Genomic DNA, 14,673 nt, shown 5'->3' with positions numbered 1-14,673 from the left:
CATCTTCATTATAGGTTATATTTACGATGAATGAAAATTAAACAGGTCACCTCGTAGAGTAATTGATTAATTTCCAAAAAACAGGAACACCCATTGGCGTTCCTGTTTCATTATTTATTTTGTGATTTTCACTTTACCGACTGAGTTGTCTTTACTTTTTGCTGATACTTCAAATTTCAAGCCATGATTCGGTAATAATACACCTGCATCTTTTTGTCCTTGGTTTGAGTAATCTTGACTGTCATCGAATACAGGATTTTTCTTCGTTTTATTATCATGTAGTTTATAGTCGTCTTCGTTTTTCAATTTCAATTTAGGTTGGTGATCTAAACTAAATGCTGCGTCTCTAATTTGGAATTGTGTTGTTGCTGGATCATCAGCTACACCTTTCTTCTTCCAATTCAATGCATTTTGGTCAGCATCTACAACGCTTATGAAGCCTTGTCCTTGGTGTGAACTTACGTTATTATCTGAGAAACTCTTATCAACATACCAAACTGTTAAACCTTTGTTGTAAGACATTGTTCCGCCACCGCGTTTAATGTGTTGTAATCCTTTATCTGGTCCTGTAAAGTTTCTCCATTGTAATAAATAGTAGTTCTCATCATATCTATTACCATCACTTTGTTCAAAGCCTTGTAAATCAAATTTTGATTTACCTTCTGCATTATCACTGAAGATGTTTTGTCCACCTTCTGAAGTTACTCTAACTTTATCGACAAACCAACCTGGGTTTGTTTCAAATTTATCTGTTACATATAAGAATCTTAATTTTACTTTTTTACCATCGTATTTCGATAAATCAAATTTAGCATTAACATAGCCTTCAGATTGACCATCAATACCATTTCCTTGGTTCTGACCACTCTCTGATGGGTCATCATTATTCGTAATATTACCTGCTACGTTTTCCCAATTTTGACCATCGTCAGTAGATACTTGAACATAACCATAATCAAATCCTTGTTCTATATCATACCAAGTCTTAAATTTTAACGTACTTGATTTAGCAGAACTTAAATCTAATGCTGTTTCCATTGAATATTGTGAATCATCATCTGCACCACTCCAGTATGCTTTCTTACCTTGAACTGGCTTTTGAATTAAAGTTGATTTATCAGGGAGTTTAACTTTTATTGCATCATTGTTTGTCCCTTTAGTAGATGCTTCATCTATAAGTTCTGACGTTTCACCCTTAAATTCAGATGCGTTGATTTCATTACCTGTTTGCCAATTACCACCATGTAATTGTTGAAGCATTTCTTTCATGTATGGATCAAATCCAGTCGGTTCAGTACCTGGAACAGTTCCTGCCCAACTACCTGATGACATAATAGACCAGAATGATACGGGTTCACCTTTACCTGAATACTCTGTATCATATTCATCTGGTAATCCTAAATCATGTCCGAATTCATGAGAGAACACACCTGCTGCACCATCTTCAGGTTGAACTGTGTAATCAATTGCTGCTAATTTTCCATCAAATTGATCAAGCCCAGAATCAGTGCCAGGAATTGTATAAGGTTCACCTTTATCATCAAAATCGAGTGACCATCTATGTGACCAAATAGCATCTGTTCCTAATTTACCGCCACCCGCTTCTTCACCAGGACCAGAGTGTACAATCATAATGTGATCGATGATGCCATCTTTCTCATCATAAACACCATCACCATCAATATCATCACGATCCCATTGGTCATAATCGCTTAAATTAATATCTGGATCTTTCGCTGCTTGTTCTAACGCTTCTTTAATCAATTCTTTCGGTTTACCATCGCTGCCACTTTCGTCTGGCACATTTCCACCATAATAACTTGCAGGATGTTTAGCTTTATACCAACCATGCACTTTTCCATCTATATCATAACTACCGCCAGATTGGTTTTTGTAATACTGTTTCATACTCATTAAATTCTCGCCATTTGGACCTTTATAGCCATTTTCTCCAAATACCATATCTTGAAAATGCGAAACTGGATAATCATCATAGTACATATCTGTTTCATCTTTCGTAATCGAACTATGTGGATAATCTGGAAATTCCATCGCTAATACTAACACTTTATCTTGTCGTACTTTACCTTTATATTTTTCTTCTTCAACATTATCAACACGTTTGCCATTGTTTTTCTTTTTATACATTTCTTTTTGATTCTTATTTAATGGTTCTAAACGCTTACCATTGTTCCCCTTGTTGTACTTCTTATCAAAAAGCCCTTTATTGGGTATGTATTTTTGATGATATTGTTCACCTTTGCCATCCATATACTCTCTGATTTTTTCATTTTTCTGCTCAGGTGTTTCAGTTGATTCAATGACACCTTCTTTTTCTAATGTTTCGAGTAACCTGTCTTCATTTGGTGCGACACTATTTGCAGATGCTTGAGTAGCAAATGCAGGTAGTGCAATCAGAGCACTTAATGAAGCAACTGATAACTTTTTCATAAATAAATTCACTTTTAAAAATCCCCCTTATTTATCTAATCTATATACATTATATACATATTCCCATAAAATAGTAGTGAGAATTCAAAAAATTCTAATTTTTATTTTTAATATATCTAAATAATATATCTCCGTATAATTTTACTCTAAGTAAATTATACGGAGGTATATTGTTGGTTATTCTACAATAAATTGGTGTTCTTTTAAATCTCGTACAGCATTGTCTAAAATCTTTTCAGTATGTGCAGAAATCGTATGTAAATGAAGATTATCTGTTAAGTGCGCTAACATTTGTCCTTCAAACTTTTCCATTTCACTAATAAATTTCGATAAATCTTCGTACGTTTCAATCATTAAATCCGCTTTAATACTGCCATATACAGGATGATCAATCGCAACATCATCAATCATTGCCCCGTTATCCAATATAAGCTTCAACTCTTCTTCCATTCGGTCATTATCATGTTGGCAAACAATGACACGTTTATATCTTTTACCGCATTGTTCATTATTAACAACATAACCACGACTTGTTGAATCAATATTATAATTTTGTGATTTCAATATAGAAATATCTTTCACAATAATCTGTCTCGAAACATCGAATTGTTGACTCAGTTGTTTACCGCTAATCGGTTCATCTGAAGACTCGAGTAATTGTAAAATTTGTTCTCTTCTTTTAAAAGGGTTATTCATTTCACTGATCTCCTCTGATAGCTGTTTTTAAATGGTGCAAACAAGTATCTATGTCATTTCTAGTCGTAAATTTCCCAATAGATAATCGTATATATTGGTCATACGTTTTCTCAGGTATTGAATCTATTTTAACTTGTAAACCATTACTTAACAATGCGCCATGACCACATGCTGTACCTGTTGAAACACATATGTTTCTATTCGACAAATATTGCATAATATATTGTCCTTCATAAATCGGTGTTAATACTGCAATAATATGTGGTGCTTGCGCTTTGTAAACAATAGGTGTAAATGATAAGTCATTTAATTGTTCAATGAAGTATTGTTGTAAAGTATGCATCTCGTCAATACTTGGTGACATTGATAATGCTTTTGTCATCGCGATAATACTTGGTGAATCTATTGTACCATTTTGTGTATACATTTCATGAAAATAATGTTGATTTAAAGGCTTTACATACTCATGATTCATCATTAAAACACCTGATCCTTTTGTACCGTGAAACTTATGTCCTGAAAAAGCGTATGAACTGAATAATTTTACATTAATATCATTTAATTTATGAACTGCTTGTACGCCATCAACATGCATTGGAACATTGTAATCCAGCGCTATTTGACCTATTTCTTCAACTGGTAGTGTATATCCAGTCTCAGAATTAACATGTTGTGCAATGATGAGTACAACTTCATCTGTCATTAAGTCAGTCATCTGTTCTAAATCTATTTCTCCATTATTGTCTAAAGGCAACATAATCATATCAAATTCATCTTGATAAGCTTCTAAAGCGGCATGTATAGAGGGGTGTTCATAAGGTGAAACGAGTACTTTACCGCCCTCCTTCTCTTTCAAAAAACTATGTATCGCAATTTCATTTGCATGAGAACCGCTTCTTGTATAAATCACTTCTTTATCTGTTGAAAAGTAATCCTTTATAAATTGTTTACACTCCTCCAACAACTGTCTAGTATGTACACCACCTATATGTAAACTTTCACTATTGTAATATGCTTCGCGTTGTATATCTTGATAGACATCCATCACTTGGCTATCAATCATTGTAGTTGATGCATTATCTAAATAAATCAATTATAATCCCCCTCTTGTTATTTACGCTCTCTTGTGTCAATATATTGTATATAAAATGATAACATATATGTAAAGTAAGGTGTAAACTTTGAGAAAAGTAATTGTAGTCGGTTCTGGCATCGCTGCATTAGCAGCTATACAGTCATTTAATGAGCAAACTGAAATTTATTGCATTACGAAAGATAAACTAAATCAACATAACAGTTCACTAGCTCAAGGTGGGATTTGTTGTTCTCAATACGAACATGACAATGGCCATGCGCATATTGTAGATACGTATAAAGCTGGCAATGAAATTGGAGATATTGATGTTATACAATCCATCATCCAACATAGTCATCGTTACATTGAGCAACTCATACAAAATGGATTGAATTTTGATACGATTACAAATCAACATGTTTTAGATTTTGCGATGGAAGGTGCGCACAGTCGACCACGCATTTTACATATTGGTGGAGATCAGACGGGTAAATATTTAACGCATCATTTGATGAATCAATTATCATCCAAGCATATTAAGATTTATGAAGAAACTGAAGTAATCGATTTGTTGAAAGATACTGAACATGCTGTTTGTGGTGTACGTGCACTTAATAAACATGGACAACAACTTGATATCATAGCCCAGGATGTCATTTTGGCTACAGGTGGTTACAGCAATTTATTCCCTACACATTCAGGCGCATCCAGTTCAATAAGTTCAGGGCATGTTATCGCGCACCATCACGGCATTCCATTAAGGCATATGGAAATGATTCAATTTCATCCCACTTTACTCGGTACGCCTGGACAAACATACGGTCTAGTTTCTGAAGCAGTAAGAGGTCATGGTGGTATTTTAGTCAATAGCCTCGGGGAGCATTTTATGGAAGACAAACACTCTTTAGGAAGTCTTGCTCCTAGAGACGTGACAAGTAGAGCCATCTTTCAGCAACAACAACTTGGTCATCAATGCTTTATTAATATTGAACAAGTTGAAGCATTTTCTACCAGATTTCCAACGATTTATCAAAATGTCATTGAACATTTTCCAGATGAATATGCGAACCACCTCATTCCTATTACTCCTGGCGCTCACTATACAATGGGTGGCGTAAAAACTGATATTTATGGTCGAACGAACTTGAGCCACTTTTACGTTATAGGAGAAGCGAGTAATACGAATTTTCATGGTGCAAATCGTCTAGCAAGTAATTCCTTACTTGAAGCACTTGTTATGGGACATCTTTGCGGAGAAACTATTCATCAATCTGAAATAAGAGATATTCATATTAGTGAATCTGAGCAACGACATATTCCTAAAATAAGTGATGAAGACATACAAGGTTTTCGTCAACAAACTTTTAAAGTGTTAGGTATAGAGCGTAATGGTCCAGACATCACAGCTTACTTAAATAACATACAAAATTGTCTAAGTAATGCGATGACTTTAGCTGAATGGACTCAATCAGATTGGCAGAAATATATAGAAGTAAAGACTTTAGAAATGATCTGTTTATCGGCTTTAAGTCGTTCGGAATCACGTGGTGTCCACTACAGATTAGATTATCCGAATACTGAACCAATACTGCAATATACTGATATCGAAATACTAATGGAGGATTCAATTCATGTTAAACAAGTTATACGTCCAAGAAAAACTCAAACAATTTTACCTTGAAGATAACCATTATGGTGATTTGTCTTCAAGCTTATTCGACGCCACTCAACAAGGTACATTAACACTTTTAAGTAAATCAGAAGGCATATTTTGTGGTGAAATGATCATTCAAGAAAGTTTTAAACTGATTGATGATGCTATTACGACCAATTTGTTCGTTCAAGAAGGTACGTTCATAGAGAAAGGTCAGAAGCTCGCTGTTATTGAAGGTAGTATTTCGACCCTCTTGACGATGGAACGCATCACTTTAAATTTAATTCAAAGAATGTCCGGTATCGCTACAGCTACACATGAAATCGTCCAAAAAGTTCAGCATACAAACGTCAAGATTGTAGATACGAGAAAGACAACGCCAGGATTAGGTATGTTTGAGAAATATTCAGTATTTATTGGTGGTGGCTATAATCACCGTCGAACGCTTAATGACGGATTAATGTTAAAAGACAATCATATCAGTTTCAGTCCATCGATTCGTGAACTTGTTGCTAAAGCTAAGCAACATATCGGACCAATGGATAAAATCGAAATAGAAATTGAAGATGAACAAGCTTTAGATGAAGCCATTTTATCCAATGTGGATATCATTATGTTTGATAATTGCAAACCGGAATGGATAAAAGCACATATTGCGAAAGTGCCTGAACATATACAAACTGAAGCATCCGGTAACATCAATATTAAAAATGTTGTCGACTACGCTGAAACGGGCGTCGATTATATTTCTATAGGTTCGTTATTTTATGAGCAACATGCATTAGATATCTCTGCAAAGGTGGTTATATAAATGTTTAATCTCACAATTGAGAATGCCCAATCTATTCCTGAAAAGTACATAAAAATGTCTCATCAAGAACTTGAAGACAAAATCAAATCCATTAAAACTTCATTAGGTGATCGTTTATTTATGCCAACGCATCACTATCAAAAAAATGAAGTTGCTCAATTTGCTGATATTATGGGTGACTCGCTTGAACTTGCACGTATTTGTAAAGAGAATACAAAGGCTCAATATTTCGTCTTTAATGGTGTGCATTTTATGGCTGAAACTGCTGACATCTTGACTGACGATAATCAAGATATTTACTTACCTGATTTATCTGCAGGTTGCTCTATGGCAGATATGGCGAATATTGAACAAGCGCTTCATGGCTATGATATATTAACGAATCGTTTAGGTGATAATATTCTACCGCTTACTTATGTGAACTCGACTGCTGCAATCAAAAAATTCGTCGGAGAAAATGGTGGCTCATGTGTGACAAGTGGTAATGCTGACAGTGTGATTCAATGGGCTTTAGATCAAGATAAACGTATATTATTTTTGCCTGATCAACATTTAGGTCGTAATACCGCTTATAAATTAGGCATTAAACTTGAAGAAATGGCTGTCTGGGATCCTATACAAAAGAAACTGGACTTCGACGGTCGTGATGAAGATATTAGAATCATCTTATGGAAGGGACATTGCTCTGTTCATGAAAAGTTCTACCCCATTCATATAGATCAAGCGCGACAAAAAGATCCAGACGTGAATGTTATTGTACATCCAGAGTGTCAATTTGATATTGTCCAAATGGCAGACTATGCAGGTTCAACTAAATATATTATCGACAAAATAAAAAATGCGCCAAAAGGTTCTCACTGGGTGATTGGTACTGAGATGAACCTCGTGCAACGTTTAAAAGAAACATATACAGATATTACAATTGAATCACTTAATCCACTTATGTGTTCATGCTTAACAATGAATAGAATTGACTTACCTCATCTCGCATGGTGCTTAGATAAAATCATTGCCGGAGATCAATCAAACATTATTAAAGTAGATAAAGAAACATCGCATTTTGCGAAACAATCATTAGAACGTATGTTAAGTATCGTTTAATAAAAAAATAACCTTTCACCTATAATACATTCGAGGTGAAAGGTTATTTAATATTAAAATGGATTTCGATTTAACCACTGACCGCCATCCATTGTGATACAATCGCCATTGATATAAGCCGCTTCATCTGAGAATAAAAATCTTGCTAATCCTGCAATTTCTTCAGGTTGGCCCATTCTACCTACAGGAACACTATCTAATGTTTGTTGTCTAGCATCTTCAGATAACGTTAATTTCTTCGCACCACCCGTATTATCAATCGGTCCAGGTGCAATAGCATTAACCGTAATACCGTATTTACTTCCCCATTCAACTGCTAATGTTCTCGTCATAGCAAGCACACCTGCTTTGGCACTTGCTGAATGTATAACTCCTGCACCAGCTGTCCATGAATATGTTGCTACAATATTCAATATACGACCTTTATGACCACTCTTAATCCATTCTTTACCTACTGCTTGCGAACAATAAAAAGTCCCATTTAATACAATATCAATAACTGAATTCCAACCGTTATAAGATAAATCTTCAGCTGCACAAATGAAATTTCCTGCTGCATTATTGACTAATCCGTCTATTTTACCAAATGTTTTAATCGTTTCATCTACTGTATACTGAACACGTTCTGGATCACGTACGTCCATATCAATACATAATACTTGTCCTTCTTCTTGTTCTATATCCTTTTTCGCTTCTTCAAGTCTTTCAAGTGAGCGTCCAGTTATGACAACTTTTGCACCATCTGCAGCAAATCTCGTTGCCATCGCTTTACCCATACCACTGCTACCACCCGTTACAATGATCACTTTATCCTTCATATATATTCTCCTCATATTTACTATATTAAAATACTTGCATTTAGTAAGCGCTTACATACAGTGTACAATAAGTTGCAATAAAGGACAATTAAACAGAAGTTACACATTACATAAAGCTTTAAAAAATATTTATTAGTATAATAAAAAGACCTTTGAACGTTACGCTCAAAGGTCTTTCAATATATTAATATCCTGATCCGACTTCTTCTCCATCTTCATCATACTCAGTCACTTTGCCGTCATCATCTATAATATACGAACCTGCTAAATTGCCATCTTTATCTTCAAATGAGAAGCCCCATTTACCTTCATCTGTCTTCTCAGGCTCTTTAAACGTATATTTATCTGTATCTAACGTTTCACCTTCATACGATTCTACTTTATCAATAACATTCTCTCGTGTTACTTTTTCAGAATTACTATCCTCATCTGAAACATCATCATCCATAGAAGATGATCCATCAAACATTTTCACAGTTCTTTCTATTTGTTCGTCAGACGCATCATAAAGCTTAACAACTTTCGGATTGTTTAAAATCTTTTCAGACTCTTTTTGAGAGTAATCATCATCTTCTGTCCATCTTTCATCATGAAAATGTGAAGGCACATTATAAATAGAAATCGTACCATCTCCATTATTCTTATATACAACATGTCCAGCAGCAGTAGGATAACCTGCCAAACGATACACACCTTTAGGATATTTCACCGTATTTGCTTTGTTATACGGATTTAAATACTCACCCTCAAGATTATTAAATTCAAGCTCTGCATTCATTTCACTTTCATCCATATTTCGATAACTCGGTAAAGCCGTTAACCATACCTTCGCGTAGTATTCATCACTATTTACATTCTCGTTAGAATTGTTATCCTCATCTGAATCATCATCACTAGAAGGTAATGGATCTACATACTCAATCTTACTTGCTACATTAGAAACTTTGCGATTATCTTTATATTTCTTATATAAATCAGCAATGTTCAAACGATCTACTGTTCCATTATCTATGACATCATTAAAATCTTGAACAGCACTTTGTGTTTTAATATATACAACTTCATCCTTATTTACACCGACTATTGTCGCATAGCTACCTTTAGTAGCATTCAAACTATAGAACTTCATACCATTTGGTTTGTTTTTCATCTTATTTAGTTCCGGACTTTCAGCAAGTTCTAACGTATCAATATTACGTTCTTTCTTCTCACCAGCTCCAAAAGTTTGCGTATATTTTCCAGATAATAATTCATCACCTGTTACAATATCATCTTCAACACTAGGATCTAACATAGCCATCGCAATACTCTGTTGTTCAGTGATATTCGATTCATCTTTAATGCCACTTTCATTACTATTATCCTCATTGTTTGATGAATCATTAGACTGATTATCTTGTGATTCACCCTTTTGAGCATTTTCAGATGACTTGTCATCATTTGAACCTCCACCAATACTAATCGTACAACCACTCAATATCACAACCGACATAAGTACAAGACCAGAGAACAGCTGCTTCTTCAAAAGAATCACTCCCTTGTTAATTTATAATATATTCGCTAAATAATTTTAAATAAGTTATATACATGTTCTTTACTATTGTAACAAATACAATGTAAATTGAAATGTATTCAGAGATATTTCACTGATACTTTTAATATAATCGTTATATTTTAAATCTCAAAAACCACTAAAGTAAATGATTTTTCAATCAGAACTTTAGTGGTTTTTATAATCTACATGTTTAATTTCTTTCTTGTAGAGATTCTGTAAAAACTTTAGACTCGCTATTATCTGCTTTTGTTTTTCTATCCTTTTGCCAAATAGATTCTAGTTCTTCTAATGTCTTACCTTTAGTTTCAGGAATGAATTTCCAAACAAATATACCAGATAATATACTCATTGCTGCATAAAATCCATATGTCATTGTGCCACTAATATCCATTAAGAATGGATATGTAGAAGTAATCGTAAAGTTCGCTAACCATTGCACTGCTACCGCTATTGCCATTGCTCCACTTCTAATTCTATTAGGGAATATTTCAGATAATAACACCCAAATAATTGGACCCCAACTCATCATAAATGAAGCTGTATAAATAACCATAAATAGCAATGTGATAATACCAAATATACCACTGGCTGTTAAGACACTCATGCCAATCATACCAATTGCCATTCCTATTGAACCTATAATAAGTAACGGTTTACGACCAAATTTATCGACATATTTTATTGCTACTAAAGTAAATATTACATTAACTAATCCCATAACAACTGTTTGCATCATTGATGCATCACTACCAACACCTAAATTTTCAAATATTCTAGGTGCATAGTATAGTGCTACATTAATTCCAATAAACTGTTGGAAAATAGAGAGTAAAATCCCTGTAAAAATAACAGTTTTACCGAAACTAAATAATGGTGCTTTCAATTCATTATTTTTACTTTTTGTAGCTAATATATCATTCAGTACATTTTTAGCATGCTGTTTGGATGTATATATTTTGCTTAAAACTGAAAATGCTTCTTTATCTTTATTAGCTAAAATTAAATACCTTGGTGTTTCTGGTACTAAAAATAATAAAATGAAAAATACTATAGCTGGAATTGCTTCGGTAATAAACATATATCTCCAACCAATAATATCAATCCAATTTTGTGTTCTACCAAATGTAATACCGTAATTTACAAAATATACAACTAACATACCGAATATAATTGCAAACTGATTCCAAGATACTAGCCTACCTCGAATTGATGAAGGTGATATTTCACTAATATACATTGGTGATATTGCTGATGCTAATCCAACACCTATTCCACCTATAATACGATATAAATTAAACATAACAAGTAATCCAAGAGAAGCCTCACCACGATTAAAGAATAGAAACTCCGGATAACCAGATAAAATTGCAGAAACTATAAATAAAATTGCAGCTATTTGTAAAGATTTCTTTCTTCCAAAGTTTTTCGAAACATTAGAAGAAAGTAATCCTCCTATAATACAGCCGATTAAGGCACTAGAAACTGTTATACCATGAATGAAACTCCCATAATCTGCTGTAATGTATTTTTGTAATGATTGTTCTGCACCAGAAATTACTGCTGTGTCATAACCAAATAATAATCCACCAAGCGTTGCTATTAAAGCAATCTTAAAGATAAACTTCTTATTATCATAACTACTCATTACCCCATCTCCCTGATATGCTATTTAAATTGAGTTAAATCTTTTGTTATTGGCTGAGTGGCAGTGTATACATTTTTATAAATGTTAAATAACGTTTGATAAGAATTTATATGTTCAGTAATTGGTACTATTTTTTCTTTATACTCAATCCAAGCATCATTTAGATCTTTAAATGATTTAAACCATTTTTCTCCCATAGCTGCTAACATAGCGGCACCATAAGCTGGTCCTTGCTCTTCAGTACGTGTAACAATCGTTACGCCGAAGACATCTGCTTGAATTTGTAACCATTCTTTATTTTTAGCACCACCACCAATTGATACAATTTCTTGAATAGCGATGTTATTATTTTTCATAATCTCTATACTTTCATTAATAGAATAAGTTATTCCTTCAATAACAGACCGCTTCATATCTAATTGAGTTGTATTAGCGTCTAATCCTATAAAGCTACCTCTTACAACTGCATCATTATATGGCGTACGTTCTCCCAATAAATATGGTGTATATAATAATCCATTTGCACCAATTTTAGACTGGGAAAAATCTTCTAGAAATACACTAAAATCATCCGACTTACTTATTAAATTTTTAAGCCATGACAAACTGTATCCAGCTGATAGCGTGACACCCATTATATATTTTTGATTAGGAACACAATGAGCAAAATAATGCATGCTACCATCATTTTGATAATTCGTATCATTCTCTATAGATAAGGCCACACCTGAAGTTCCAATACTTACAAGCTGTTTTGATTCATCTGTAATACCTGAACCAAGCGCACCACAAGCATTATCAGCTCCACCTTGATAGACATTAATATCCACACTAATATTCAACTGATCTTTCAGTTTATCGACTAATACACCACTTTTTTCATGTGATCCAATCACTTTTGGACAAATATTTGGATTGATTCGTAAAGTGTTGAGTAATTCTTCAGACCATTCTTCCGATTTTATGTTATACAATATAGTACCAGAAGCATCTGATGGTTCAGTATATATATTTCCAGTCAATTTATAGACAACATAGTCTTTTGGTAACATAAATTTAAAAATTTTATTGTAGTTTTCAGGTTCATGATTTTTCAACCAGATTAACTTTGGTAGTGTGAATCCTTCAAGTACTGTATTTTGAGTGTAATTAAGTAATTGCTTTAATCCTACAGCATTTTTAATGTTTTCTACTTCTTGTGAAGTACGCGTATCATTCCATAGAATTGCTGGTCTTATACTTTCTCCTTTTTCATCAACTACTACTAAACCGTGCATCTGACCTGAAAAACTGATACCTGAAATCGATTGTTCTCCATACTTATTTAATAAATATTTTAAACTTTCAATTGTCGCTTCATACCAAATATTAGGGTCCATCTCGCTATAACCTGACTTAGGATGATATGTTTCATAGTTAACACTATATGAATCAGCAACTAATCCCTCTTTATTGACAAGAACTGACTTCAATCCACTCGTACCGATATCGATGCCAATTACATATTCCATAATTATCAATCTCCATTGTTAATATTTAAAATATATTGATTAATTTGAGTCTTAATCACTTCTAGATGATCTGATTCATTTTCGATTTTATCAATGTTTAAAGCATATTCTTCTAATTCTTTAAATGAAGTTTTACCTTCAACTATTTGTTTACCGATTCCCTCATTAAATGATTGATACTTATCATTTATAATATTTTCAAAGAAATTATCTTCAATCATTTTGTGAGCAACTCTAAGACCTAATGCAAATGTATCCATACCCGCAATATGCGTAAGGATTAAATCTTCTTGTTTAAATGATGTTCTTCTTGGTTTAGCGTCAAAGTTTAATCCACCAGGGTTTAATCCACCATTTTTCAATATTTCATACATCGCTAAAGTCGTATCGTAAACGTCAGTTGGAAATTCATCCGTATCCCATCCTAATAACGGATGCCCTTGGTTTGCATCAACTGAACCTAATAATTGATTATCACGCGCATATCTTAATTCATGTTGAAATGTATGGCCAGCTAATGTTGCATGATTTGCTTCAATATTAAATTTAAATATTTTATCTAAACCATATTTTTGTAAAAAGGCATGTCCTGTAGCAACATCAGTATCATATTGATGAGAAGTTGGTTCTTTTGGTTTAGGTTCTATTAGAAATTGTCCTTCGTAGCCTATTTCATTAGCATAGTCCTTCGCCATTTTAAAGAAATTAGCTAAATTGTCTAACTCTAATTTCATATCAGTATTTAGTAAACTTTCATAACCTTCACGGCCGCCCCAGAATACAAAGTTTTCTGCACCAAGCTTTTTAGCAATTTCTAATGATTTTTTCACTTTGGCTGCCGCGTATGCATATACTTCAGCATTAGAAGTAGTAGCTGCACCATGTACAAAACGTTCATGTGTAAAGTTATTAGTCGTATTCCATAATAATTTTTTACCCGTACTTTTCATTTTTTCTTGAATTAAATCTACAATTATATCTAAATTTTCATTAGATTCTTTTAAATTCTTACCTTCTGGCGCAATATCTACATCATGGAAACAGAAATATTCAATATTTAATTTTTCCATAAACTCAAAAATTGCTTCAACTCGAGCTTTAGCTTTCCCCATCTCATCCAGATTATCCCAATCACGTTCAGCTGCACCAACACCAAATGGATCCGATAGGTCAGCAGTAAAAGTATGCCAGTATGCAACACTAAATCTTAAATGCTCTGCCATAGTCTTATTACCTAATTTTTCATCTGGATTATAGTATTTGAAACTATAAATATTATTTGATTTAGAACCTTCGTATTTTATATTGTCAACGTTAAAGTATGTCATGGAAATCCTCCTAGATTTTAGTTGGTTA

The 14,673-nt window shown here is 33.5% G+C and carries 11 protein-coding genes; 3 read left to right on the top strand and 8 right to left on the bottom strand.

The window, feature by feature from the left end:
* Positions 1-114 precede the first annotated feature (114 nt).
* The 3 genes from LQ686_RS07750 to LQ686_RS07740 form a co-directional block, all read right to left on the bottom strand.
* Entirely contained in the window at positions 115-2,451 is a 2,337-nt protein-coding gene (locus LQ686_RS07750; RefSeq protein WP_239733255.1) for an immune inhibitor A domain-containing protein, read from the bottom strand.
* 177 nt (positions 2,452-2,628) lie between these two features.
* Entirely contained in the window at positions 2,629-3,147 is a 519-nt protein-coding gene (locus LQ686_RS07745) for a transcription repressor NadR (RefSeq protein WP_103361838.1), read from the bottom strand.
* 1 nt (position 3,148) lies between these two features.
* Positions 3,149-4,240, bottom strand: a complete 1,092-nt coding sequence (locus LQ686_RS07740) for a cysteine desulfurase family protein (protein ID WP_239733248.1) — start codon at positions 4,238-4,240, stop codon at positions 3,149-3,151.
* 88 nt (positions 4,241-4,328) lie between these two features.
* On the opposite strand from LQ686_RS07740, the gene LQ686_RS07735 reads away from it, so the two are divergent.
* Genes LQ686_RS07735 through nadA form a run of 3 tightly spaced genes read left to right on the top strand, consistent with a single transcriptional unit; the run spans position 4,329 to position 7,788 of the window.
* The gene (locus LQ686_RS07735; protein WP_107634185.1) at positions 4,329-5,903 is read left to right on the top strand and encodes an L-aspartate oxidase; all 1,575 of its coding nucleotides are present in this window, start codon (positions 4,329-4,331) and stop codon (positions 5,901-5,903) included.
* A complete protein-coding gene (gene nadC, locus LQ686_RS07730; protein ID WP_119593888.1) occupies positions 5,854-6,687 on the top strand; it encodes a carboxylating nicotinate-nucleotide diphosphorylase in 834 nt (277 codons plus the stop codon). The genes LQ686_RS07735 and nadC overlap by 50 nt, the downstream gene beginning before the upstream one ends.
* The gene (gene nadA / locus LQ686_RS07725) at positions 6,688-7,788 is read left to right on the top strand and encodes a quinolinate synthase NadA (RefSeq protein ID WP_070369363.1); all 1,101 of its coding nucleotides are present in this window, start codon (positions 6,688-6,690) and stop codon (positions 7,786-7,788) included.
* A gap of 53 nt (positions 7,789-7,841) precedes the next feature.
* On the opposite strand, the gene fadH is transcribed toward nadA, so the two are convergent.
* The 5 genes from fadH to xylA form a co-directional block, all read right to left on the bottom strand.
* Positions 7,842-8,606 carry a 2,4-dienoyl-CoA reductase gene (fadH, locus tag LQ686_RS07720; protein ID WP_048540465.1) on the bottom strand — a complete coding sequence of 255 codons (765 nt, stop codon included), beginning with the start codon at positions 8,604-8,606 and terminating at the stop codon, positions 7,842-7,844.
* 184 nt (positions 8,607-8,790) lie between these two features.
* Positions 8,791-10,131 carry a hypothetical protein gene (locus LQ686_RS14265; protein WP_308447182.1) on the bottom strand — a complete coding sequence of 447 codons (1,341 nt, stop codon included), beginning with the start codon at positions 10,129-10,131 and terminating at the stop codon, positions 8,791-8,793.
* Between the two features lie 220 nt (positions 10,132-10,351).
* The gene (gene xylE / locus LQ686_RS07710) at positions 10,352-11,806 is read right to left on the bottom strand and encodes a D-xylose transporter XylE (RefSeq protein ID WP_025907542.1); all 1,455 of its coding nucleotides are present in this window, start codon (positions 11,804-11,806) and stop codon (positions 10,352-10,354) included.
* A gap of 20 nt (positions 11,807-11,826) precedes the next feature.
* The gene (gene xylB / locus LQ686_RS07705) at positions 11,827-13,317 is read right to left on the bottom strand and encodes a xylulokinase (protein WP_025907540.1); all 1,491 of its coding nucleotides are present in this window, start codon (positions 13,315-13,317) and stop codon (positions 11,827-11,829) included.
* Between the two features lie 5 nt (positions 13,318-13,322).
* Positions 13,323-14,645 carry a xylose isomerase gene (gene xylA, locus LQ686_RS07700; protein ID WP_025907538.1) on the bottom strand — a complete coding sequence of 441 codons (1,323 nt, stop codon included), beginning with the start codon at positions 14,643-14,645 and terminating at the stop codon, positions 13,323-13,325.
* Between the last annotated feature and the right edge of the window lie 28 nt (positions 14,646-14,673).

The sequence above is a fragment of the Mammaliicoccus sp. J-M41 genome, from assembly GCF_022385935.1.
GTDB lineage: Bacteria > Bacillota > Bacilli > Staphylococcales > Staphylococcaceae > Mammaliicoccus > Mammaliicoccus sciuri_A.
Note: the sequence above shows the minus strand (reverse complement) of the source record. Positions and strands in the feature narration are given on the sequence as shown.